Origin of the sequence: Streptomyces sp. NBC_00078, assembly GCF_026343335.1 — a bacterium.
Classification (GTDB): domain Bacteria; phylum Actinomycetota; class Actinomycetes; order Streptomycetales; family Streptomycetaceae; genus Streptomyces.
In genome coordinates, this window is record NZ_JAPELX010000001.1 from 2,903,511 (window position 1) to 2,926,732 (window position 23,222).

The 23,222-nt window shown below is 70.7% G+C and carries 25 protein-coding genes; 13 read left to right on the forward strand and 12 right to left on the reverse strand.

Annotation, left to right across the window (positions count from 1 at the left end):
- Positions 1-3: 3 nt before the first annotated feature.
- The 3 genes from OOK07_RS13530 to OOK07_RS13540 all read left to right on the forward strand — a co-directional run bounded on the left by OOK07_RS13530 (position 4) and on the right by OOK07_RS13540 (position 2,188).
- Positions 4-804, forward strand: coding sequence for a metal ABC transporter ATP-binding protein (locus tag OOK07_RS13530; protein WP_266796637.1), 801 nt, complete (start codon positions 4-6; stop codon positions 802-804).
- Positions 804-1,706, forward strand: coding sequence for a metal ABC transporter permease (locus tag OOK07_RS13535; RefSeq protein WP_266796639.1), 903 nt, complete (start codon positions 804-806; stop codon positions 1,704-1,706). Before OOK07_RS13530 ends, OOK07_RS13535 begins: the two co-directional genes overlap by 1 nt.
- 68 nt (positions 1,707-1,774) lie before the next feature.
- Positions 1,775-2,188, forward strand: coding sequence for a Fur family transcriptional regulator (locus OOK07_RS13540; RefSeq protein WP_266680119.1), 414 nt, complete (start codon positions 1,775-1,777; stop codon positions 2,186-2,188).
- A 14-nt stretch (positions 2,189-2,202) separates the two neighbouring features.
- On the opposite strand, the gene OOK07_RS43425 is transcribed toward OOK07_RS13540, so the two are convergent.
- The 6 genes from OOK07_RS43425 to OOK07_RS13575 all read right to left on the reverse strand — a co-directional run bounded on the left by OOK07_RS43425 (position 2,203) and on the right by OOK07_RS13575 (position 5,641).
- Positions 2,203-2,877 carry a YcxB family protein gene (locus tag OOK07_RS43425; RefSeq protein WP_353963537.1) on the reverse strand — a complete coding sequence of 225 codons (675 nt, stop codon included), beginning with the start codon at positions 2,875-2,877 and terminating at the stop codon, positions 2,203-2,205.
- Between the two features lie 60 nt (positions 2,878-2,937).
- Positions 2,938-3,789, reverse strand: coding sequence for an isoprenyl transferase (locus OOK07_RS13555; protein ID WP_266796641.1), 852 nt, complete (start codon positions 3,787-3,789; stop codon positions 2,938-2,940).
- Between the two features lie 76 nt (positions 3,790-3,865).
- Positions 3,866-4,612, reverse strand: a complete 747-nt coding sequence (gene recO / locus OOK07_RS13560; protein WP_266680127.1) for a DNA repair protein RecO — start codon at positions 4,610-4,612, stop codon at positions 3,866-3,868.
- The gene (locus OOK07_RS13565) at positions 4,609-4,740 is read right to left on the reverse strand and encodes a recombination protein O N-terminal domain-containing protein (protein WP_266680129.1); all 132 of its coding nucleotides are present in this window, start codon (positions 4,738-4,740) and stop codon (positions 4,609-4,611) included. The genes recO and OOK07_RS13565 overlap by 4 nt, the downstream gene beginning before the upstream one ends.
- A 27-nt stretch (positions 4,741-4,767) precedes the next feature.
- Positions 4,768-5,307, reverse strand: coding sequence for a DUF1266 domain-containing protein (locus OOK07_RS13570; RefSeq protein ID WP_266680131.1), 540 nt, complete (start codon positions 5,305-5,307; stop codon positions 4,768-4,770).
- Between the two features lie 118 nt (positions 5,308-5,425).
- Complete coding sequence (locus OOK07_RS13575; protein WP_266680133.1) at positions 5,426-5,641, reverse strand: hypothetical protein; 216 nt, start codon at positions 5,639-5,641, stop codon at positions 5,426-5,428.
- Between the two features lie 180 nt (positions 5,642-5,821).
- Between OOK07_RS13575 and OOK07_RS13580 the strand changes: the two genes are divergently transcribed.
- The 4 genes from OOK07_RS13580 (at position 5,822) to OOK07_RS13595 (ending at position 8,682) form a co-directional block, all read left to right on the forward strand.
- Positions 5,822-6,655 carry a helix-turn-helix domain-containing protein gene (locus OOK07_RS13580; RefSeq protein ID WP_266796645.1) on the forward strand — a complete coding sequence of 278 codons (834 nt, stop codon included), beginning with the start codon at positions 5,822-5,824 and terminating at the stop codon, positions 6,653-6,655.
- Positions 6,637-6,918 (forward strand): DUF397 domain-containing protein, encoded by a 282-nt coding sequence (locus OOK07_RS13585; protein ID WP_266796647.1) that lies wholly within the window; start codon positions 6,637-6,639, stop codon positions 6,916-6,918. The genes OOK07_RS13580 and OOK07_RS13585 overlap by 19 nt, the downstream gene beginning before the upstream one ends.
- Before the next feature lie 4 nt (positions 6,919-6,922).
- Positions 6,923-7,111 carry a hypothetical protein gene (locus tag OOK07_RS13590; RefSeq protein ID WP_266680139.1) on the forward strand — a complete coding sequence of 63 codons (189 nt, stop codon included), beginning with the start codon at positions 6,923-6,925 and terminating at the stop codon, positions 7,109-7,111.
- 92 nt (positions 7,112-7,203) lie between these two features.
- Complete coding sequence (locus OOK07_RS13595; RefSeq protein ID WP_266796650.1) at positions 7,204-8,682, forward strand: alpha/beta hydrolase; 1,479 nt, start codon at positions 7,204-7,206, stop codon at positions 8,680-8,682.
- A gap of 18 nt (positions 8,683-8,700) precedes the next feature.
- Here OOK07_RS13595 and OOK07_RS13600 read toward each other — a convergent pair whose 3' ends face one another.
- On the reverse strand, positions 8,701-9,819 hold the full coding sequence (locus tag OOK07_RS13600) for a glycoside hydrolase family 113 protein (RefSeq protein ID WP_266796653.1): 1,119 nt from the start codon (positions 9,817-9,819) through the stop codon (positions 8,701-8,703).
- Positions 9,820-9,958: 139 nt separating this feature from the next.
- On the opposite strand from OOK07_RS13600, the gene bla reads away from it, so the two are divergent.
- Positions 9,959-10,852 (forward strand): class A beta-lactamase, encoded by an 894-nt coding sequence (gene bla / locus OOK07_RS13605; protein ID WP_266801942.1) that lies wholly within the window; start codon positions 9,959-9,961, stop codon positions 10,850-10,852.
- Here the strand turns inward: bla and OOK07_RS13610 are convergent.
- Both OOK07_RS13610 and OOK07_RS13615 read right to left on the reverse strand, forming a co-directional pair.
- Positions 10,849-11,283 (reverse strand): protein-tyrosine phosphatase family protein, encoded by a 435-nt coding sequence (locus OOK07_RS13610; protein ID WP_266796655.1) that lies wholly within the window; start codon positions 11,281-11,283, stop codon positions 10,849-10,851. The genes bla and OOK07_RS13610 overlap by 4 nt on opposite strands.
- Entirely contained in the window at positions 11,280-12,062 is a 783-nt protein-coding gene (locus tag OOK07_RS13615) for a FadR/GntR family transcriptional regulator (RefSeq protein ID WP_405673863.1), read from the reverse strand. Before OOK07_RS13615 ends, OOK07_RS13610 begins: the two co-directional genes overlap by 4 nt.
- A gap of 191 nt (positions 12,063-12,253) precedes the next feature.
- On the opposite strand from OOK07_RS13615, the gene OOK07_RS13620 reads away from it, so the two are divergent.
- From OOK07_RS13620 to OOK07_RS13640, 5 genes are read left to right on the forward strand one after another with little or no spacing between them, the layout of a single operon-like run.
- On the forward strand, positions 12,254-13,876 hold the full coding sequence (locus OOK07_RS13620) for an ABC transporter substrate-binding protein (RefSeq protein WP_266796658.1): 1,623 nt from the start codon (positions 12,254-12,256) through the stop codon (positions 13,874-13,876).
- Positions 13,877-13,895: 19 nt separating this feature from the next.
- Positions 13,896-14,858, forward strand: coding sequence for an ABC transporter permease (locus tag OOK07_RS13625; protein WP_266796660.1), 963 nt, complete (start codon positions 13,896-13,898; stop codon positions 14,856-14,858).
- On the forward strand, positions 14,855-16,840 hold the full coding sequence (locus OOK07_RS13630) for a dipeptide/oligopeptide/nickel ABC transporter permease/ATP-binding protein (protein WP_266796661.1): 1,986 nt from the start codon (positions 14,855-14,857) through the stop codon (positions 16,838-16,840). Before OOK07_RS13625 ends, OOK07_RS13630 begins: the two co-directional genes overlap by 4 nt.
- Positions 16,837-17,856 carry an oligopeptide/dipeptide ABC transporter ATP-binding protein gene (locus OOK07_RS13635; protein WP_266796663.1) on the forward strand — a complete coding sequence of 340 codons (1,020 nt, stop codon included), beginning with the start codon at positions 16,837-16,839 and terminating at the stop codon, positions 17,854-17,856. The genes OOK07_RS13630 and OOK07_RS13635 overlap by 4 nt, the downstream gene beginning before the upstream one ends.
- A complete protein-coding gene (locus tag OOK07_RS13640; protein ID WP_266680163.1) occupies positions 17,853-18,788 on the forward strand; it encodes a dihydrodipicolinate synthase family protein in 936 nt (311 codons plus the stop codon). The genes OOK07_RS13635 and OOK07_RS13640 overlap by 4 nt, the downstream gene beginning before the upstream one ends.
- A 102-nt stretch (positions 18,789-18,890) precedes the next feature.
- On the opposite strand, the gene OOK07_RS13645 is transcribed toward OOK07_RS13640, so the two are convergent.
- From OOK07_RS13645 to leuA, 3 genes are all read right to left on the reverse strand, one after another.
- Positions 18,891-20,078, reverse strand: coding sequence for a sialidase family protein (locus tag OOK07_RS13645; RefSeq protein WP_266796665.1), 1,188 nt, complete (start codon positions 20,076-20,078; stop codon positions 18,891-18,893).
- Positions 20,079-20,418: 340 nt separating this feature from the next.
- A complete protein-coding gene (locus tag OOK07_RS13650; RefSeq protein WP_266680167.1) occupies positions 20,419-21,114 on the reverse strand; it encodes a TerB family tellurite resistance protein in 696 nt (231 codons plus the stop codon).
- Between the two features lie 185 nt (positions 21,115-21,299).
- Positions 21,300-23,021, reverse strand: a complete 1,722-nt coding sequence (gene leuA, locus OOK07_RS13655; RefSeq protein WP_266796666.1) for a 2-isopropylmalate synthase — start codon at positions 23,019-23,021, stop codon at positions 21,300-21,302.
- Between the last annotated feature and the right edge of the window lie 201 nt (positions 23,022-23,222).

Below are 23,222 nucleotides of genomic sequence, written 5' to 3' on the forward strand. Positions count from 1 at the left end.
GACATGGGCACCTTGGGCAAGCCCGACGCCGAGCCCGGCACCGAGCCCGTCATATCGCTGCGCGGCGTACGAGCCGAGCTGGGCTCGCGCCCCGTCCTGCGCGGAATCGACCTCCGCGTGGCACGCGGTGAGGTCGTCGCGCTGCTCGGCGCCAACGGCTCCGGCAAGTCGACCGCGATCCGCACGATCATCGGCCAGGTGCCGGTGAGCGCGGGTGAGATCGAGCTGTTCGGTACGCCGCGCAAGCGGTTCAGGGACTGGGCGCGGGTCGGCTACGTCCCGCAGCGCACGACGGCCGCCGGCGGCGTCCCGGCCACCGTCACCGAGATCGTCTCGTCCGGCCGGCTGTCCCGGGCCCGCTTCGGCGTGCTGCGCAAGGCGGACCACGCCGCCGTACGGCAGGCCCTGGAGCTGGTCGGCATGGCGGACCGGGCCAAGGACTCGGTGAACGCCCTCTCCGGCGGCCAGCACCAGCGCGTGCTGATCGCCCGCGCGCTCACCGCCGAACCCGAACTGCTGATCATGGACGAGCCGATGGCGGGCGTGGACCTGGCGAGCCAGGAGGTGCTCGCGCGGACACTGCGGCAGCAGGTCGCGAGCGGCGTCTCGGTGCTCCTCGTCCTCCATGAACTCGGGCCCCTGGAGCCCCTGATCGACCGGGCGGTCGTGCTGCGCGACGGCTGCGTCCTGCACGACGGCCCGCCCACCCCGGCCGTCGGCCAGCACGCGCTGCCCGGCCACGACCACGTACACCCGCACGCACCCGCGGGAGCCGAACCGATCCGCACGGGACTGCTGAGCTGATGGACCTCCTGAACTACGCCTTCATGCAGCGGGCACTGCTGGCCGCCGTCCTGGTCGGCATCACCGCTCCCGCCATCGGCATCTACCTCGTCCAGCGCCGCCAGGCCCTGATGGGCGACGGCATCGGCCATGTGGCGATGACGGGCGTCGGCCTCGGCTTCCTGCTCTCCGCGTCCCCGGTCTGGATGGCGACCGTCGTCTCGGTCCTCGGCGCGGTCCTCATGGAGCTGATCCGCTGGTACGGCCACACCCGCGGCGACATCGCCCTCGCGATGCTCTTCTACGGCGGTATGGCCGGCGGCGTGATGTTCATCAACCTCGCGCCCGGCGGCTCCAACGCCAATCTGACGTCGTACCTCTTCGGCTCGCTGTCGACCGTCTCGGAGTCGGACGTGACGGCGATCTGTCTGCTCGCGGGCTTCGTGGTGCTGGTCACCCTCGGTCTGCGCCGGCAGCTCTTCGCGGTCAGCCAGGACGAGGAGTTCGCGCGGGTGACCGGGCTTCCCGTCCGCGCCCTGAACCTGCTCACCGCGGTCACGGCGGCGGTGACGGTGACGGTCGCGATGCGGGTGGTGGGCCTGCTGCTGGTGAGCGCGCTGATGGTGGTGCCGGTGGCGGCGGCCCAGCAGCTGACCCGCAGCTTCGCCGCCACCTTCGCGATCGCGGTGGCGATCGGGGTGACGGTGACGATCGGCGGCACGGTCACCTCGTACTACCAGGACGTGCCGCCCGGTGCGACGATCGTGCTGCTGACCATCGCGGCCTTCATGGTGCTGACCGCTCTCGCGGCCCCGTTCTCCCGCCGCCGGGCCCGTGCGGCGGCCGTCGAGCAGCCCGCCGGGGAGCCCGCGGAGTGTGCGATTCCGGCCGCCCGGGCAGCCGGCGGAAAGGTCGGCGCCTGACTGGGCACGGCCCGGACTGGCACAATGTCCGGGCAGACGCAGACGTGAACGAGCCGTAGGAGGAACCGGTGACGACCGCTGGACCGCCCGTGAAGGGCCGCGCAACCCGGCAGCGGGCAGCCGTGGCGTCGGCCCTGGACGAGGTCGACGAGTTCCGCAGCGCTCAGGAGCTCCACGACATGCTCAAGCACAAGGGCGACTCGGTCGGCCTGACCACGGTCTACCGCACCCTCCAGAACCTCGCCGACGCCGGTGAGGTCGACGTCCTGCGCACCTCCGAAGGCGAGTCGGTCTACCGCCGCTGCTCCACCGGCGAACACCACCACCACCTGGTCTGCCGCGTGTGCGGCAAGGCCGTGGAGGTGGAGGGGCCCGCGGTGGAGAAGTGGGCGGAGGCGATCGCCGCCGAGCACGGTTATGTGAACGTGGCGCACACCGTGGAGATCTTCGGCACGTGCGCGGAGTGCGCGGCGGCGCAGTAGAACCGAGCCGGGGCTCAGACGCGGGTCAGGTTGCGGTCGAGGATCTCCCGCAGCCGGTCCCCGTCCGCGGGGTTCTGCAGGCCCCGCTTGGGCAGCACGGTGAAGCAGGTGGCGTTCTTGTCGTCGCTGAAGGTGAAGAACGCGTCCTTGGTCTCCCGATAGCGCGGCTGGGCGACCCAGTTGACCGACGTCGTGCTGTTGTCGGTGACCATCGTCAGCCCGGCGTCCGTCACCGTCGCACGGTACGTGCCGTTGCGCGCGGCGATCTTGAGGACCACACGGGCCTGGAGTCGGGGCGCGAGCAGCAGGAGACCCGAAAACAGCGGCAGCCAGATCAGCAGGAACCAGTCAGGTTCCGCTCCGGTCAGCGCAAGGTCCTGCACCTTGGGGCCGAACTCCTTGCCCCTGCCGGTGAGTTCACCGGCCGCCTGCGCCTTGTGCCACAGGCCGAGGATCAGGTCGCCGTCCTCGCCGTCGGTGGCGGAGCGCGAGCCGTGCCGGGAGACGTTCTCCGTGAAGACGGGGGTGAAGCCGGCGGGCGGCCGCTGGTACGTGCGGGCACCCTGCTCGGCTTCGTACGTGGCTTTCGTGCCGTAACTGTCACGGAGCGCGAGCCGGTCCGCGGCCTGGGAGGGCATGGCGACGACCAGCAGGGTGCACAGCGCGAGGGCGGGGGTGACGCGTTTCATGGCCGGATCGTCGACGACCCCCGTGAACCCGTCACCTCCCCGCGGATGAACCCCCGGTGGCTACGAAGTGGCCGAATCCCCACGCATCGCCCGCTCCATCTCCAGAAGGTCCTCGTTCGGCACGGCTCCGCCGAACCGCCGGTCGCGCGAGGCGAATTCCATGCAGGCCCGCCACAGGTCACGACGGTCGAAATCCGGCCACAGGACGTCCTGGAAGACCATCTCGGCGTACGCGCTCTGCCAGAGCAGGTAGTTGGAGGTGCGCTGCTCGCCGCTCGGACGCAGGAACAGGTCCACGTCCGGCATGTCCGGGTAGTACAGGTACTTCGCGAGGGTCTTCTCGTTGACCTTGGACGGGTCGAGCCGGCCCGCCTTCACGTCCTCGGCAAGCGCCTGCGCGGCGTCGGCGATCTCCGCCCGGCCGCCGTAGTTCATGCAGAAGTACAGCGTGAGGAGATTGTTGCCCTTGGTCTGCTCCTGGGCGACCTGGAGCTCCTTGGCGACGGACTTCCACAGCTTGGGCATACGGCCCACCCAGCGCACCCGGATACCCAGCTCGTCGAGCTGGTCGCGGGTCTTGCGGATGAAGTCGCGGTTGAAGTTCATCAGGAAGCGGACCTCGTCGGGCGAGCGCTTCCAGTTCTCGGTGGAGAAGGCGTAGAGGGAGATGCTGCCGACGCCCATCTCGATCGCGCCCTGAAGCACGTCGAGCACGCGCTCGGCGCCGACCTTGTGCCCTTCCGTCCGGGGCAGGCCGCGCTCCTTCGCCCATCGGCCGTTCCCGTCCATGACGATCGCCACATGGTTCGGGACCAGCTCGCCCGGCAGCTTCGGCGCGCGGGCGCCGGACGGGTGCGGCTGAGGCGCCTTGTGATCGCGGCGCTGGCGTCCCAGGATCCCGCGTACAGCCATGTGCTTCTCGTCTCCTTGTATGCCTCGTCGTCTGACTTCGTCGACCTGCTTCGTCGACCTGCTGCTCTACGTGGGCCTATTTCTCTACGTAACGCAGTGAGCGCAGCCCGCGTTCCAGATGCCAGTGCAGATAGGCGGACACCAGCCCGCTCCCCTCCCTGACGTACCGCGGCTCGCACGCGTCCGCGGTCTCCCAGTCTCCCGTAAGCAGCGCGCCCAGCAGTTCCAGGGTCTGCGGCGAGGGTACGACGCTGCCGGGCACTCGGCAGTCGACGCAGATGGAGCCGCCGGAGGCGACCGAGAAGAACCGGTTCGGCCCGGGCATCCCGCATTTCGCGCAGTCGCCGAAGCTGGGGGCGTAGCCGTTGACGGCGAGGGAGCGCAGGAGGAAGGCGTCGAGCACGAGGTGCGACGCGTGCTCGCCGCGGGCGAGGGTGCGCAGGGCGCCGACGAGGAGCAGGTACTGCTGCACGGCCGGCTCGCCCTCGTGGTCGGTGAACCGCTCGGCGGTCTCGAGCATGGCGGTCCCCGCGGTGTAACGGGCGTAGTCGGCGACGATCCCGCCGCCGTACGGCGCGATGGTCTCGCTCTGTGTACACAGCGGCAGCCCGCGCCCGACCAGCTCGCTCCCGCGCGAGAAGAACTGCACGTCGACGTGGGAGAAGGGTTCGAGACGGGCCCCGAACTTGGACTTGGTCCGCCGCACCCCACGGGCCACGGCGCGCACCCGCCCATGACCGCGGGTGAGCAGCGTGATGATCCGGTCGGCCTCGCCGAGTTTCTGGGTCCGCAGGACGATGCCGTCGTCCCGGAAGAGACTCATCGCGCACCGCCGCGGGTTCTCGGCCGGGGGCCCGGGGTTCGTCCCCCGGGAGGGCACAGCATGATCCGGTCCGCCTCGCCCAGCTTCTGGGTGCGCAGCACGATGCCGTCGTCGCGGAACAGACTCATGGGGTCCATTCTCGCGTACGGCCGGAGTCAGCGGGCACGGTCGGGGCGACTGATGGTGTCCCAGGGGGCCAGGTTCCAGGGGCTGGACCGGTTCGCCGGGTCCAGCAGCGCGCTCAGGTGCGCGTCGGCGGCGGCCTGTGGGGCGGGGAAGGCCGCGTCCGGCGAGCCGCTCAGCCCGTCCCGCCACACCTTCCGCCCCAGCAGGTAGTGATCGGCGTACTCCCGCCAGGAGCCGTACGTCCGCACCACCGACGGCACGATGTTCTTCAGCGCGGTCCACGCCTCGGCCTCGGTGACCATCCCGCATCCGAAGCCGAGCCGGGCTATGTCGACGTACAGGGCGGCGTCCCAGGCGAGCGGCGAGACACCGAGGACCTGCTGAGCCCGGGCCCGGTAGCCGCCGCGGGAGAGTTCGTCGAGCCGGCCCACCAACCGCTCACGCGAGGTGATCTCCCACTGGTCGGCCAGCCAGCCGCGGGCGCTGTCGTCATCGATCCGCGTGTAGGGGTACAGGGTGGTCCGCGAGGCGTTGCGGTCCCGGCTCACCGGCGCGCTCAGGGACACCATCCAGAGCTGGTGCGCGGTGAGCGGTTCGGGGTACCGCCTGACGGCCCTCGGCTTTCTCCAGTCCCCCCAGCCTCGCCGGCTTCTCCAGTTCCTCAGACCCATGCGCCCGCACTGTACGTCAAGGGACTTCGCCCCGGCTGCGTGCGTTGGCGTACGCCGTCGCCGCGCTGAGCCGCTCGGCGGGGGTGGCTCCCCGCACGGCGCCGGGCTCCGCGTCCCACTCCCTGCCGCCGCCGTACGGTCTCAGTTGTACGTACGGTCCTTCGTGCCCCATGACGATTCCCACCTTTCCGCTGCGAGTGTCCACGACGTGAGTGCCGACGGGGGGTTTCATTTCCTCTCCTTAACGACCGTAACGAAAGCGACCCACAATTCCAGGAACGTTCGTTGAGCCTCCAGCGTGCTCCCCTTTCTCTTTGGGTTTCACTCTTTTCCTCTCGATGATGACGTGCGGCATCTACACTCGGCTGGAGTCTGTGCACTACAAGTGCGGTGCAGCACAAGGGGGTTGGCTATGGCCAACGGTTCACGTCAAGCGGCGTGGGAGTTCTTCGGCGCGGAGCTGAGGAGACATCGGGAGGAAGCCGGACTCAGCCAGGCTGAGCTGGGAGCACGCGTCTTCGTGTCCGGCGCTTATATCGGGCAGTTCGAGCAGGCCATTCGAAAGCCTCAGCTGGATATCGCCACGCGGATTGACGGGATCCTGCAAACCGACGGTATTTTCGAGCGGTTGTGCCTGAAGCTCATCAACGACAAGCGGTATGCGGATTACTTCGCCCAGGTCGTGGAACTGGAGCGACTGGCCACAAGGATCTGCGAGTTCGCGCCCACTGTGCTGCCGGGCCTGTTGCAGACGGCCCTGTATGCCGAGGCGGTCACCATCGCGGCCAATCCGTTCGTCACTGACGAGTACGTGGACGAGACAGTCGCAGCTCGCCTGGAGCGCCAGCACATCCTCAAGGACGCTACACGGCCGGAGTATTGGGTGATCGTGCACGAGAACGTGCTACGCACCCCGGTGGGCAGTTCTGAGGCCATGGGCGAGCAACTGGAGCACATCGCGGGGCTGATTCGGGAGCGCAAGGTGTGGGTGACCGTGATCCCATATACGGCTGGAGCTTACGCGTCGATGGCAGGCGATCTGCGGCTCATGGAGTTCGAGGCAGCCCCGCCGGCCGCCTATACAGAGACGTCGTTTTCGGGCACGTTGATCGACGATCCGGCTGTGGTGAAGCGGGCACAGCGCGCATACGATCTGCTCAGGGGTGCCGCACTGTCGCCGAAGGCGTCCCTCGCCCTGATCGAATCGGCCGCTGAGGACTACAGACGATGCACGAGTACGACCTGAGCAACGCCCGCTGGCGCAAGAGCAGCCACAGCAACGGCGAGGGCGGCAACTGCGTCGAGATCGGGTTCGACTTCCCGGGCGCCGCCCGCTGGCGCAAGAGCACGTACAGCGACGGCAACGGCGGCAACTGCGTCGAGGTCGCCGACGGAGTCCCCGGTGTCGTGCCGGTGCGGGACAGCAAGGTGCCCGGTGGGGCGGTGCTGTTGATGGGGTCGGCTGCCTGGACGGAGTTCATCGGAGCCGTGGGGGCCGCCCGGCTCTAGGCCGGTGCGCTCACCCGACCTTCCGCACCTCACCGCCGGCGCAGACCGCGACCATCACCAGGCTTCCGCCCAGCGCGTCGACGTACCTGGCAGGTTCCCGACGACGGTCACCGGCGGGTGGGTCGTGTTCGCGGTGTGGGCGGGGGTGGCGGCCGTACTGGCGGTGGTGGTTGTGGACCGGCGGGACGTATGAGAAACCCGCCGTGCAGGCTGGGGTAAACCCCCCTCCCAACCAGGCAGTTGACCGGATGGGAGACGCGGGCCGGTTCCGGGAGTCTCATGGCCATGAAGGAGATCACGAAGAGCGCCGCCCTGATCGCAGCCGCCTCCGGCATCGTCTTCGGTGTCGTCACGCCTCTCACCGCGTCCGCCGCCGAGGAACCACTGAAGTGGACCACGTGCGAGGGCAGCGGCCTCGACCCCCGCCAACAGTGCGCGACCCTCGAAGTCCCCATGGACTACGCCCACCCCGACGGCCGGACGATCGACCTCGCCGTCTCCCGCATCCCCAGCGGGAAGCCGTCCGCCCGCCGGGGCGCCCTGCTCCTGATCCCGGGCGGGCCGGGTGGCACCAGCCTCGATGACCCCTCCGGCAAGGGGCAGAAGCTGCCGCAGGACGTGCGGGACGCCTACGACCTGATCGGGTTCGCGCCGCGCGGCAACGCGCCGTCCACCGCCGTCAGTTGCGGACTCGACCATGCCGACCTCGCCCTGACGGCGCTGCGCCCGTGGCCCGCCGCCGACGGATCGGTCACCGGGAACATGACCACCGCCGGGCGCATGGCGGACGCCTGCGCGCACAACGGCGGCGAGCTGATGCGGCACATCAGCACGGTCGACAACGCACGCGACATCGACCGCATCCGCACCGCCCTCGGCGAGCACAGGATCTCGGCGTGGGGCGTCTCGTACGGCACGTATCTCGGCGCCGTCTACAACCAGTTGTTCCCGAACCGCACCGACCGCGTCGTCCTCGACAGCAACGACAACCCCGATCCGGTCAAGGTGGAGCGCGCCTGGCTGGAGGCGTATGAGGTCGGCGTCGAGGACACCTTCCCCGAGTTCGCCAAGTGGGCCTCGCAGCCCGGCAATCCGTACCGGCTGGCCGACACGGCGGCCGAGGTGCGCCCGCTCTTCCTGCGCCTCGCCGCCCGCCTGGACCGCGAGCCGATCCCCTGGCCCGGCGCCAACCCGGAGGAGCTGAACGGCAACGTGCTGCGCCAGACCATGCTGAACACCTTCTACGACCCCGACGACTACGCCGGTCTGGCCCAGCTGATCCTGGCCGCGCAGAAGGGCACGGTGCCGCCCGCGCCGCAGTCGCCCCCGGACGCGGTGCTGCAGAACGTCACCGCGGTCGGCGCCGCCACCATCTGCAACGACGCCGCCTGGCCGAGGTCGGCCGCCGTGTACGAGAAGGCCGTCGCGGAAAGCCGGGTCAAGTATCCGCTGACCGCCGGCATGCCCCGTAACGCGATGGTGTGCGCAGCCTGGCCGTGGCAGCCGAAGCAGGCACCGGTGCGCATCACCGACCGGGGGCCGGCCGGCCGGATCATGCTCGTCCAGAACGAGCGCGACGTGGCGACCCCGCTGAGCGGGGCCCGCAAGCTCCGTGAGGCCCTCGGCCGCCGCGCCGTCATGGTGACCGTCGACTCCACCGGCCACGACGCCTACCAGGACAACGGCAACGGGTGCGGCGACGCGACGGTCTCGCGGTTCCTGGCGACGGGCGAGCGGCCCCAGCGGGACGTCTACTGCGGGTGAGCACATCCGGTGCAGCCGCTACTGCGGGTGAGCGCATCCGCCGTAGCGGCGGGCGAGCGCGTGGAACGCCTCCTTCGGCTCCCAGCGCCAGTCCGAACGGGGGTCGTCGGGGCGGTCCTTGACGGTCTTGGTGATGCTGTAGCTCGCCATGTCGAGGTCGTAGCGGGGACTGTCGGTGCGGTGGGGGGCGTCCGGGGTGACGAACTCGAACGCCATCGCCGCATACAGGCCCATCGACTCGAAGACGTCCAACTGGTCGACCAGATAGGCGGCCTGGGTGTGTTCGCTGCGCACCAGATGGCCCTTGATCTCCTGCGGATCCTTGTCGTAGTCGACGACGTCCCAGCCCATGCCGCCCGCCTCGGGGGCTCCCTTGTAGGTGCAGGTGCCGAACTCGGTGATGGCGAGGGGCTTGCCCCAGCGCAGGTAGCGCCTCAACTCCCGTACGTAGTCGGCGTGATGGTGGAAGTAGGAGTAGTAGTCGATGCCGATGATGTCGAAGAGCCGCCAGTCGACCTTGTCGTCCTGGGCTGCCGCGTAACTGAGGTTGCCGTGGAAGACGGAGCGCCCGGCCGCCGCAGCCTTCGCGGTGAAGCGGTCGAGGCGGCGCTGCATCTGCACCGGGTCGAAGTCGCCGTTCAGCATGTGCTGTACGCGCTCCAGGACCGTCTCCCCCGGCACGATCCCGGGCACGAACAGCCAGAACTCGCAGCCCACGCTGAAGTCGACGCTCGCGCCCTGCCGCCGCAGCCGCTCAGCGAAGCGGCCGCACTCGGCCAGGTGCTCCAGGATGTCCCGCTCCGGGGCGTCGGCCAGGGTCGGCTGGAGCCATACGTGCAGTCCGTGCTCGGCGGCCTCGGCGGCGGTGGCCGTGAGGCGTTCGACGCCGTCGCCGGTGACGTCGACGGTGTCGGCGTGCAGCTCGCCGCGGATGGCGCGGATGTCCCGGCGCATCCGGGCGGCGCTCCACGCGGTCCCCGGAGTCTCGCCCTCACCGACCGTGTAGACGACACCGCGGTGCCGAAGGCCCCGGCCGGTGGCCCGGGCCGGCTGGGACGGCAGCAGCGCCGCCGAGAGCCCGAGGGCCGCCGCCCCCGCCAGGAACCCCGCCCGGCTGATCCCGTTCGTCTTCTCCATGCCCTCATGGTGGCGGCCGCGTCCGGGCCCCGCCGTCCGCCGATGGTCTACGGCTCGGCAACCAAGGAATGACGTATGGCGTCGATCATGGGTAGGACGACCGGACTTCGCCGGCCGTCACCGACCGAAGGAGAGCAAGATCTTAGGCCGACGCACCCTGCTCACCGCAGGCACCGCCACCGCCACCGCGCTCCTGGCGAGCGCACCCGCCCACGCCACCACCCACCGCCCGCGCGAGCTGGGGCAACTGGAGCAGCTGGAACGACTGGAGCGGCAACACGGCGCCCGGCTGGGCGTGTTCGCGCACAACGTCCGTACGAAGCGGACCGTCGCCCACCGGGCCGGCGAACGCTTCCCCATCTGCTCGGTCTTCAAGACCCTCGTCGCCGGAGCCGTCCTGCGCGACCTGGACCGGCACGGCGAGGTGCTCGCCCGCCGCATCCACTACAGGCGCGAGGACCTGGTGGACGGCGCCCCCGTCACGGGGACGGAGGAGCATCTGGCCGGCGGCATGACGGTCGCCGAGCTCTGCGACGCCGCCATCCGCTACAGCGACAACTCGGCGGCCAACTTCCTGTTGCGCCTGCTCGGCGGCCCCACCGCGATCACCCGCTTCGCCCGCTCGCTCGGCGACGGGGTGACCCGCCTCGACCGATGGGAGCCGGAACTCAACTCGGCCGAACCGGGCCGCGTCACGGACACGACGAGCCCGCGCGCGATCGGCGGCACCTACGGCCGCCTGGTCGTCGGTGACGCCCTGAACCGCCCGGACCGCGACCGGCTCACGCACTGGCTGCTGAACAACACGACCGGCGACCACCGCATCCGCGCCGGGGTGCCCGCGTCATGGACGGTCGGCGACAAGACGGGTTCCGGTTCGTACGGCACCACCAACGACGTGGGCGTCGCGTGGACCCCGGACGGCGCGCCGGTCGTCCTCGCGGTCCTGTCGACGAAGCCCGCACCGGACGCCGCCTGGGACGACGCCCTGATCGCGGAGGCGACGGCGGTCGTCGTGGACGCCCTGGCCTAGAACCTCCGCACGTACCGCCTCTGCCACGGTGTCTCCACCGCATGCCGGTCGTAGTGGCGCCGTACGAAGTCCACCGCCTCCCCGGCGGGCACGCCGTCCAGGACCGCCAGACAGGCCAGCGCCGTCCCGGTGCGGCCGCGGCCGCCACCGCAGGCGATCTCGACGCGCTCGCCCGGGGCCCGCTCCCAGGCCTCGGCGAGTGCGGCGCGCGCGTCGGCGCGGTCGGCGGGCAGCCGGAAGTCCGGCCAGCGGATCCAGCGGAACTCCCAGTCGACGGGCGGCGGTTGCCTGCCGAGGAGGTAGACGGCGTACGAGGGTGTGGGCGCCCCCGGTTCGAGGGGGCGCCGCAGTCCGCGGCCGCGCACCAGCCGGCCCGACGGCAGCCGGAGGACGCCACGGTCCGTGGGCTGCCAGGTGCCTGTGTCCGTCACCGGGTCAGCGTACGTGCCTCGATGCCCCGGAAGTGGTGTGCCATCGCGCGCTGCGCACTCTCGGCGTCCCTCGCCCGCAGGGCCGTCACGATGTCCCGGTGGCGGTGGACGGTCACCTCGGGAGCCGGGTCGTCGGTCCAGCCGCGGGCGCCCGCGACCCTGCGGAACACGGTCCAGAAGGCACCGAGCAGCTGGGGCACGAGTGCGTTGCCCAGGGAGGCGTAGAGCAACTCGTGGAACTCCCGGTCGAGTTCGGGAAACGGCCGGGCCGCCCGGACCGCCGTCTCCATCCGGGCCACCACCGCCTCCAGCGCGTCCAGCTCCGCCTCGGTGACCGTCCCCGCGATCCGCCGGATCAGCCCCTCCTCCAGCACCTCGCGCACCTGGAGGATCTCGGCGAGCGCACCGGTGTCGTCGTCCTGCCGGGCGAGCGTGCGGAAGGTGAGACCGTCGATCAGCGGGGTGAGGGACGCCTGGCCGACATAGGTCCCATAGCCGTGCCTGATCTCCACGATGTCGAGTGCCTGGAGCGCCTTGAGGGCCTCGCGCACGGAGTTGCGGCTGACGCCGAGGTCCTCCATCAGCTCGGCCTCGGTGGGCAGCGGGGCGCCGGGCCGGAGCCCGCGGTCCAGGATCAGCTGCACGACCTCGCGCCGTATCCGGCTGTTCCCGGACTCCGCGTGCCGGGAGTGCCTGGACTGCCCGGGCTCCCCGGCTTCCCTGCGCTCCCCGGGTTCCCCGGGCTCCTTGTTCCTCGGCTCCGCGGACATGCGCCGCATCGTACGCGCACCGGACGTCCCACGTCCCATGTCCGGCACCGACGTGCCCCAACTCCCGCTGTTTCGCACCGCCATTGGCCCGACCTCTGGCAGCTACGCCATTCGTGTAAGACCTCTTGACCACCCTCCGGGCCACTCCTATGGTCGCGGCTGACAGGGCAGGACGTAGGACGTCGTATCTCCTCACTCCGATGGAACTCCCCGCTGGAGGAACCGTGCATCGCCGGACCTTCCTGAAGTACACCGGCGCGCTGGGTGCGGCGACCGCCGTCTCCGCGTCGCTGTCGGCCTGCTCGTCCGGGCCCCAGTCCACGAACGACACCGGCGCCGGGGGCGGCAAGGACCGCACACTGAACGCGGTCATCGGCTACGGCAACGACGGCACCTGGGATCCCACCCAGACCGCGTCCGCCTTCTGCATGGCGGCCAACAACCACATCTACGAGGGTCTGCTCGACACCGACCCGATCTCCCGCAAGCCGTACGCCGCGCTGGCCACCGCGCTGCCACAGGACCTGAACGCCACGTCCTGGAAGTTCACGCTCCGGGCGGGCGCCAGGTTCCACGACGGCAGGCCCGTCACCGCCGACGACGTGGTGTTCGTCTTCGACCGGATCCTCGACCCGAAGACACAGACGCTCGCCAAGGGCTTCTTCGCGAGCTGGCTGAAAGAGGTCCGGAAGATCGACGCCCAGAACGTCGAGCTGGTGCTCAAGTTCCCCTTCCCGGACGGGGCTTCGCGGCTCACCCTCGCGAAGATCATGCCGAAGCACGTCTTCTCCAAGCCCGGCGCCTGGGACGACGCCATCAGAGGGCTGGCGATCGGCTCGGGACCGTACCGCCAGAGCGCGCACCACCCGAAGTCGAACACCACCTTCGAGGCGTTCGCCGACTACAACGGCCCCCGCAGGCCCGCCTTCAAGAAGATGAACTGGCTGACCATCGTGGACGCCGCCCCGCGCGTCGCCAAGATCTCGGGCTCCAGCGCGGGCGCCCAGATCTCCGACAACATCCCGTACGCCAACATCAAGCAGTTGGAGAGCGGCGGGCTGACGGTGGCGGGCGGCGCCGGCATGAACAACCTGTTCCTGATGTTCGACACCTTGCACAAGCCCTTCGACGACGTACGGGTGCGGCAGGCACTGCACTACGCCATCGACACCGAGAAGATGGTGCAGGTCGCGCTCAAGGGGCACGGGAAGCCGTCGTCCTCGTTCCTGAACGAGGGCAACCCCAGCTACCGGCGGGCGAAGACCGTCTACGACTACGACCCCGCGAAGGCGAAGGCGCTCCTGAAGGCGGCCGGGGTCAGCGGGCTGAGGATCAACATCCTTGCGGTGAACGTGAGTTGGATCGTCGACTGCCTGCCGACGATCAAGGCGTCCTGGGACGCGATCGGCGTGCGGACGACCCTCTCCCCGCAGGAGACCACGGCCGTCTTCACCAAGATGGACCAGAAGCAGGACTACCAGGTCGTCGCCGCGGCCTCCAACCCCAACCAGTTCGGCCTCGACGCGGACCTGATCATGCACTACAACTACGGGCCCACCAACCTGTGGATGCAGTACACCCGGTGGGCGGACAACTCCGTGGCCAGGCAGCTCTTCAAGGACATGGACCGGGCCACCCAGGAGCCCGACCCGGACAAGAAGAAGACGATGATCCAGGACTACATCGACGTCGTCGCCGAGCAGGCCGTGCTCTACCCGGTCGTCCACAACGAGCTGATGACCGCCTGGGACCCGCGCAGGCTCGGCGGCATAAGGGCACAGCCGTACCCCGGCATCAACCTCCTCCAGGCCAAGTGGGTCTGAGAACAACAGGAGCCCGCCCGTGATCACCGTCGCCCGGATCCTGCTCCGCCGCGTCGCCCTGCTCGTACCGCTGATGCTCGGCATCGTGCTGTTCGTGTTCCTGGTGATGCGCTTCTCGGACGTCGATCCGGCGTCCGCGTTCTTCCAGGGCGCCAACCCCACCCCGCAGCAACTGCACGACTTCCGCGCGCACAACGGCCTCCTGGACCCGCTGCCCGTCCGCTACGTCCACTTCGTCGGCGACCTGCTGCACGGCGACATGGGGACCAGCGCACTGACCCGCGCGCCGGTGATCGACCAGGTCACGACCGCCCTGCCGCTCACCCTCCAGCTCACCTTCCTGGGCCTGGGCGTGGCGGTCGTACTGTCGCTGGCGGGCGGAGTGACGGCGGCCATCTACCGCGACCGGCTCCCCGACCAGATCATCCGCGTGGTGTCGCTCACCGGAGTCGCCGCCCCCGGCTTCTGGCTGGCGCTGCTGATGATCCAGTACCTGGCGGTCGACCTGGGCTGGTTCCCGACCGGCGGCTACATCAACCCCGCCGACTCCTTCACCGGCTGGCTGAAGACGATGACCCTGCCCGCGCTCGCGCTGTCGCTGCCCGTGGCGGCCCAGCTCACGCGGATCGTCAGGACGTCGGTGGTGGAGGAGCTGGACCGGGACTACGTGCGTACGGCGGTCGGGAGCGGGCTTCCGCCGCGGGTGGTCGTCGGGCGCAACGTACTGCGCAACGCCCTCATGAACCCACTGACCGTGCTGGGACTGCGAGTCGGCTATCTGCTGGGCGGTGCGGTCGTCATCGAGACGATCTTCTCCCTCCCCGGCATGGGCAAGCTGATGATCGACGCCGTGAAGAACGGCGACCCGGCCGTGGTGCAGGGCGTCGTCCTGACCACGGCGACCGGCTTCGTCGTGGTCAACCTCGTCATCGACATCCTGTACCTCCTGGTCAACCCGCGACTGAGGGATACGACCGCATGATCACGCAGTTCACGCGCAAGAACCTCACCGAGACGCTGTCCGGGCCCGGCGTCCGCCTGCGTGGCCTGCGCCGGCTGCCGCTGCTGTCGAAGGTCGCCGTCTGCTTCCTGGCCGTCGTGGTCCTGGTGGCCCTGCTGGCGCCCCTGCTCGCGCCGCACGACCCCCTCGACCAGCAGGCGCCGGCCGACGGCACCGGGCACCCGTCCGCCGCGCACTGGATGGGCCAGGACAGCCTCGGCCGGGACATCCTGAGCCGGCTGATGTACGGCGCCCGCTGGTCGCTCGCCATCGGCCTGGGCGCGACCGCGCTCGCGCTGCTCGTGGGGGCGCTGATCGGCGCGGTCGCGGCCACCTCCCGCAAGGCGCTCGACGAGACGCTGATGCGCTGCCTGGACGTGGTGATGGCGTTCCCCGGCATCGCGCTCGCGGCGGTCCTGGTCGCGGTCTTCGGCGGCGGGATCACCGTGCTGATCTGCGCGATCGCGTTCCTGTTCATGCCGCCGGTGGCACGGGTCGTACGGGCGAACGTCCTCGACCAGTACGGCGAGGACTATGTGACGGCGGAGCGGGTGATCGGCGCCCGGACGCCGCACATCGTGCTGAAGCACGTCGCCGTCAACTGCGCCGCTCCGGTGCTGGTGTTCTGCACGGTGCAGGTCGCCGAAGCCATCGTCTTCGAGGCCTCGCTGTCCTTCATCGGCGCGGGCGTGCGCCCTCCCGACCCCTCCTGGGGCAGCGTCATCGCCGACGGCAAGGACATGGTGCTCACCGGGGGCTGGTGGGCCACGGTCTTCCCGGGCCTGCTGATCCTGGTGACCGTCCTGTCGCTGAACGTCCTGGCCGAGGGGGTGTCGGACGCGTGGGCGGCGCCGTCGGCACGGGAGATCGACGTCCGCGCGCACGACGACCGGCTTGAGGCCCCACAGCCCGGCAGCGGCGAGGTGCTGCAACTGCCGGGTCTGACGGCGGCGGCCGCCCGGCTCCGGTCCCGGGCGCGCGCCCTTCCCAGCGGCGCGCCACCGGTGCTGGCGGTGGAGAACCTCGCCATCGGCTTCCAGGACCGGCACGGCGGGGTGGACATCGTCGACGGCATCAGCTTCGAGGTGCGCCCGGGTGAAGTCCTGGGCCTGGTCGGCGAGTCGGGCTGCGGAAAGTCCCTGACCGCGCTGGCGGTCATGGGTCTGGAGCCGAAGGGCGCCCGGATCCGCGGCCAGGTCCGTTTCGGCCGGCGGGAGCTGCTGGCGGAACCGATGCGGGTACGGCGGGGGCTCCTCGGCCACGAGATGGCGATGATCTACCAGGACGCGCTCTCCTCCCTCAACCCCGCGATGACGATCCGCGCCCAGCTCAGACAGGTCGTACGCCGCGGCGGCCGCCGCGGCCCCGCCGAACTCCTGACGATGGTCGGCCTCGACCCCGACCGCACCCTGCGCAGCTACCCGCACGAGCTGTCCGGCGGCCAGCGCCAGCGCGTGCTGATCGCGATGGCCCTGTCCCGCGACCCGAAGCTGATCGTCGCCGACGAGCCGACGACGGCCCTGGACGTGACGGTGCAGGCGCAGGTCATGGAGCTGCTGCTGCGGCTGCGCGAGGAGCTGGGCTTCGCGCTGGTCCTCGTCTCGCACGACCTGGCGCTCGTCGCGGACGTCACCGACCGGGTGGTGGTGATGTACGGCGGGCAGATCGTGGAGACGGGCGTGACCGCCGATCTGGTGGAGGCACCGGCCCACCACTACACGCGCGGCCTGCTCGGCAGCGTGCTGTCCCTGGAGTCGGCGGCCGAGCGGATGACACAGATCAAGGGGGTCGTGCCGTCCCCGGCGGACTTCCCGGCGGGCTGCCGGTTCGCCGACCGCTGCCCGCTCGCGGCCGGGATCTGCCGGGCGACCGCACCGGACCTGCTGGGCACGGCGACCCACGCGGCGGCCTGTCACCATCCGGCGGTCGCACTCGTGACGTCGGATTCGGAGGCCGTGACGTGAACGCGATCATCGAACTGTCCGACGCCCATGTCGTCCACAGGGCGCGCAGCGGCGGCCTGTTCACGCGGGACAAGGTGTACGCCCTGACCGGCGCCGATCTCACGGTCGCGGCCGGCGAGACGGTCGGAGTCGTCGGCGAGTCCGGGTGCGGCAAGTCGACGCTGGCGAAGGTGCTGGTGGGCGTGGTGCGGCCGACGTACGGCACGGTGTCCTTCCAGGGGCGCGATCTGTGGTCGATGACGCCCGCCGAACGCCGTTCGGCCGTCGGCGGCAGCACAGGCATGATCTTCCAGGACCCGTCGACGGCCCTGAACCGACGGCTGCCCGTACGGCAGATCCTGCGGGACCCGCTGGACGTGCACAACCGCGGTTCGAGGACCCAACGTGAGGACCGCGTACGGGAGTTGATGTCCCTGGTGGGCCTTCCCCGCTCCCTCACCGACGCCCTGCCCGGACAGCTGTCGGGCGGCCAGCGCCAGCGCGTCGCCATCGCACGGGCGTTGGCGCTGGACCCCCGCCTGGTGGTGGCGGACGAGCCGACGAGCGCGCTGGACGTTTCGGTGCGCGCCCAGATCCTCAACCTCCTCCTGGACCTCAAGGAACGCCTGGGTCTGGCCCTGGTCTTCGTCTCGCACGACATCCAGACGGTCCGGCGGATGAGCGACCGGGTGATCACCATGTACCTCGGCCGGATCGTCGAGGAGGCCCCGGCCGCCGAGGTGACCGACCGTGCCCGCCACCCGTACACCCGGGCCCTGTTCTCGGCGACCCCCGGACTCCTGGACCCCGTCGACCCGATCCCCCTCACCGGCCCGGTCCCCTCGGCGACGCACCCGCCCAGCGGCTGCCCCTTCCGCACCCGCTGCTGGAAGTCGGACGATGTGTGCGCGGCAGAAATGCCGGACTTCTCCGACGCGTCGACCCGAACTCACCGTTTCCGCTGCCACCATCCTGTGCAGGAGGACGAGTCGACCCGCGACCTCGTACGTCAGAACCATCCCACGGAGCACCCATGACCTTCCCCGCCCCGCTGACCGGTGTCGTCCCGCCCGTCTGCACACCCCTGACACCGGACCGCGAGGTGGACGTCCCCTCCCTGCTCGCTCTGGTCGACCATCTGGTGGCGGGCGGGGTGCACGCGCTGTTCGTGCTGGGTTCGTCGTCGGAGGCGGCGTATCTGCGCGACGGGCAGCGGAGGCTGGTGGTGGAGTCGGTGGCCGCCCATGTGGGAGGCCGGCTCCCGGTGCTGGCCGGGGCGATCGACATGACGACGCCGAGGGTGCTGGACCATGTGGCGTCGGTGACAGCGGCGGGCGCGGACGCGGTGGTGGTGACGGCGCCCTTCTACACGCGCACCCACCCCGCCGAGATCGCCCGGCATTTCAGGCTGGTCGCGGCCGCGTCGCCGGTGCCGGTGGTGGCGTACGACATTCCGGCCGCCGTCCACACCAAGCTGCCCGCGGACGTGGTCCTGGACCTGGCCGCGGAGGGCGTGCTCGCCGGCCTGAAGGACTCCAGTGGTGACCTGTCCGCCTTCCGCGAGGTCGTCACGGGCGCGCGTACCCGGTCCGACATCACCGGTTTCAGCGTGCTGACCGGCTCGGAGCTGGTCGTCGACGCGGCGCTCGCGCTGGGCGCCGACGGGGCGGTGCCGGGCCTCGCCAACGTCGACCCGCACGGCTACGTCCGCCTCGACCGTCTCTGCCGGGACGGCGACTGGGAGCGGGCGCGTGCCGAACAGGAGCGGCTGTGCGCCCTGTTCGGCCTGGTGACCGTCGGGGACGCCACCCGCATGGGCGCCGGCTCGTCGGCCCTGGGCGCTTTCAAGGCGGCGCTGCATCTGCGGGGCATCATCGGCTGCCCGGCCACGGCGGAGCCCCAGGTACCCCTGTCGCCGGAGGAGGTGCAACGGGTGGGCAAGTACCTGGCAGCGGCGGGCCTGCTCTGAATCCATCCCCTCCGCTCTGAATCCAGCCCCTCCGCTCTGAATCCAGCCCCTCCGGCGTTTGAGGAGCGGGGGCCCGGGGGCGGAGCCCCCGGACGGCGCCGTCTAGCTCACGTCCGTCACCGGCACGCGGCGGAACTCGATCGTGTCGTAGGTGCCCGAGGCGCCCGTCTCGTACAGGATCCCGACCGTGTGCCGGCCGACCTGGGCCAGGTCGGAGTAGGCGGCCGGCTGCTGGGAGAGGGTGAGGGCCTTGGTGAAGGTCACGCCGGCGTCCGTGCTGCGCCAGATCGCCATCGCCCGGCGGGAGGTCGGTACGGACGGGCCGGAGAAGAGCAACGGGGCGTCCATGCCTCCGAGCTGGAGGACGCTGCCTTCGACCACCGGGACGTCGTCGAGCGTGGACTGCACGGCGTAGGGACGGTCGAGGGTCCGGCCGCCGTCGCTGGAGTAGGTGTCCAGACGGTTGCCGACGCTGGTGCCGTTCTGATCGCGGGAGCTGAAGTAGAGGCGCCCGTCGGGGAGTTGCGCGGCGGTGGACTCGTTGGGGTTGGCGCGGCCGTCGTGGGTGCCGTCGACGAACCCGATGCGCCAGGTGCGGCCGCCGTCGTCGCTGTAGATGGCGTGCGCGCCGTAGTACCGGGCCTCCTGGCCGGTGTCGGAGGATCCGGCGGGCGGAGCCACGGAGTGGTTGGCGGGGACGACCAGCCGGCCGGCATGCCGGCCGCGGGTCAGCGCGACCGCGTGGCCCGGTCCCGTCGCGTACCACCGCCAGTTCGGCGGCTTCACCTCAGCCGTGATGTCCCGCGGCGCGGTGAAGTGCCGCCCGTCGTCCGAGCTGCGCTGCACGAAGACCCGCCGGCTCTCCTCCGGGGTGGCCTCGCCCCGCATGATCTGCGCCTCGGTGACGGCACCGCTGTTGTAGGAGGTGACGAGGACGACCGCGCCGGTGTGCGGGTCGAGGACGGGTGCCGGGTTGCCCCGGGTGTTCCCGTCCCCGGCCGCGACCACCCGCAGCGGGCCCCAGGTGCAGCCTCCGTCGCCGGAGCGTCTGAGGACGACGTCGATGTGGCCGGTGTCGCCCGCCCCGCCGCGACGGCCCTCGGCGAAGGCGAGGACCGTGCCCCGGCCGGTCGTGACCGTCGCCGGGATGCGGTACGTGTCGTAGCCGCCCTCGCCCGACACGTACGGGACGGAGGAGGTGCAGCCGGTGGCTGCGGCGGCCGGGGCGAGGGCGGTGAGCGGGGTGAGGAGCACGGTGGCGGCGAGGAGGGTGCGGCTCAGGATGGTCACCGTCGGATGGTTCCCGGACTCACCGGTCCCGACTCGTGGTCGACGACGACCGGCCGGGCCAGGTCGCACGCCCCCGGCTCCGCCATGATCCGGCTCGGGCGGGTCTTCGCCGTCGGCGGGCGCGGCCCCAACGCCTGCCGGTCTCGGTGTTGTTGAGCCGGCGCGCAGGCCGGGTCAGCACCTCCCGCTCGTGGCGGGAGAGGCGGTCGGGCCGCCCGTCACGGGCGCCGGCAGGCCGCGCGGGAACCGCTCGATCAGCCGCGCCGTGAGTACTGCCGGGGGCGGCCGGCCCGGCGGCGCCGATACTCCGACGGGAGTGACGGCGCGAGCGGCAGGCGGCTCAGGACGGCGTACGTGCCGCCGCGAGCAGACGGGTCACGTCGTCCGAGCAGATGGTGAGGGCGGCGCCGACGGTACTCAGGGCGTCGCGCTCGGCCGGGGTGTAGGGGCCGTCGGCGAGGGCGATGCGGGCACCCTGCAGCAGGATCGCCTCGCGGCCCACGGGGGCGAGGTGCGGGGCCAGGGGGTCCAGGGCCTCGTGCAGCTCTATGGCGAGTCCGGCGCCGCACGACTCGCCGTAGACCCGGCCGGTGTCCGCGGCCAGCGCCTCGACGAGCGCGTTCAACTGGTCCTCGGTGCAGTCGTCGAAGCCGGCCGCCCTGACCGTGCCGGCGGCGGCCTCCAGGGCCGTGCGCGAACAGGTGCCGCCCGCGGCGAGCACCGCGAGAGCGACCGTGTGGACGGCGTCGCGGAGCATCGCGGAGAAGCGGGTGGTGGTGGGGTGGTCCAGGACGTCGGTGCCGAAGTGGCGGCGGCAGGCGGCGCACTCCACGACCGGCGCGGTCTCGCCGCGCGGCAGCACGGGCACACCGAAGAGGACGAAGCGCCGGTGGCCGGTCAGGCGCTGGTAGTTGCGGTCGCCGCCGCAGCCGGGGCAGAAGAACTCGCCGTCCCCGACGGGCGTCCACGCGGTGCGTGTGCCCAGGAGGCGCGCAGGCCTGGCCGCTCGGCCGTTTCGTCCCCGTACTGGCAGCACGTCGCACCTCCTTGACACCGCGGCATCATCGCAGCGGTGTCCGTGATGTTAGCCACACCAGTGAGGCGTAGTCAGCACCCTGGACGAGACCTTTCCGTGACCTCCACGGACGGGTGGCCGATAACCGACGGGGCCCTGGTCGTCGTATACGACGACCAGGGCCCCGAAATGCCCGGTCAGAGGCGTCAGCGGGCCGCGCGGTTCACCGCGGAGACGACCGCCTTGAGTGACGCACGCGTCGTGTTCGCGTCGATGCCGATTCCCCACAGAACCTTGTCGTCGATCGCGCATTCGATGTAGGACGCGGCCTGCGCGGAGGCGCCCTCGCTCATCGTGTGCTCCTGGTAGTCCAGCAGGCGTACGTCGATGCCGATGGACTGCAGGGCGTCGAAGAAGGCCGAGATCGGACCGTTGCCGGAGCCGGTCAGGACAGTGTCGACGCCGTCGACCGTGGCCTCGACCTTGAGGGTGTCCACGCCGTCGGTGTCGGTCGTCGACTGGCCGTTGCGGACCTGGATGCGGCCCCAGGGGTTCTCCGGGTTCGGCAGGTACTCGTCCTGGAAGACCGCCCAGATGTCGCCGCCGGTGACCTCGCCGCCCTCGGCGTCCGTCTTCGCCTGGATGATCCTGGAGAACTCGATCTGCATCCGGCGGGGCAGGTCCAGCTTGTGGTCGTTCTTCAGGACGTACGCGATACCGCCCTTGCCGGACTGCGAGTTGACGCGGATGACGGCCTCGTAGGAGCGGCCGACGTCCTTCGGGTCGATCGGCAGGTACGGGACCGCCCACTCGATGTCGTCGACGGTGACGCCCTTGGCGGCCGCGTCGGCCTCCATCGCGTCGAAGCCCTTCTTGATGGCGTCCTGGTGGGAGCCGGAGAAGGACGTGTAAACCAGGTCGCCCACGTACGGGTGGCGCGGGTGGACCTCCATCTGGTTGCAGTACTCCCACACGCGACGGATCTCGTCGATGTCGGAGAAGTCGATCTGCGGGTCGACGCCCTGGGAGAAGAGGTTCATTCCCAGCGTGACCAGGTCGACGTTGCCGGTGCGCTCGCCCTGGCCGAACAGGCAGCCCTCGACGCGGTCGGCGCCGGCCATCAGCGCCAGCTCGGCGGCGGCGACGGCCGTGCCGCGGTCGTTGTGCGGGTGGATCGACAGGACGACGTGCTCGCGGCGGGTCAGGTTGCGGCCCATCCACTCGAAGCGGTCCGCGTGCGTGGAGGGGGTCGAACGCTCCACCGTGGCGGGCAGGTTGAGGATGATCTCGCGGCCCGGGCCGGGCTGCCAGACGTCCATGACCGCCTCGCAGACCTCCAGCGCGAAGTCCAGCTCGGTGTCCGTGAAGATCTCGGGGCTGTACTGGTAGCCGAACTCCGTCTCCGGGCCCAGCAGCTTCTCGGCGTACTCCATGACCAGCCGGGTGCCGTCGACGGCGATCTGCCTGATGTCGTCCTTGGAGCCGCGGAAGACGACCCGGCGGAAGACCGGGGCGGTGGCGTTGTACAGGTGGACCGTGGCGCGCCTGGCGCCCTTCACGGACTCCACCGTCCGCTCGATCAGGTCCTCGCGGGCCTGGGTCAGCACGGAGATCGTGACGTCGTCGGGGATGGCGCCCGGCTCCTCGATGATCGACCGTACGAAGTCGAAGTCCGTCTGTCCCGACGCCGGGAAGCCGACCTCGATCTCCTTGTAGCCCATCTTGACCAGCTGGTCGAACATCCGCCGCTTGCGCTCCGGCGACATCGGGTCGATCAGGGACTGGTTGCCGTCACGCAGGTCGGTGGAGAGCCAGCGGGGCGCGGAGGTGATCCGCTGCTCGGGCCAGGAGCGGTCGGGAATGGCGACCTGCTCGTACTGGCCGTACTTGTGGATCGGCATGGTGCTGGGCTGCTGGCGGTTCGCCATGATTGCGGGGCTCCTCAGGATGTCCGGCAGGACGGCCGACGACGCAACGCGAAGCTCCGCGGGGAGGGAGTCGACCTGGACTACAGGCCCTCGCCGCGGCAGCTAAGAAGAAGAAGCCCGAAACGCATGATGCTCCGCATGCTAGCCGAGCCCCTTCGGATGCGGGGCGTCGTATCAGTATGCGGGACCCGGAAGACATTG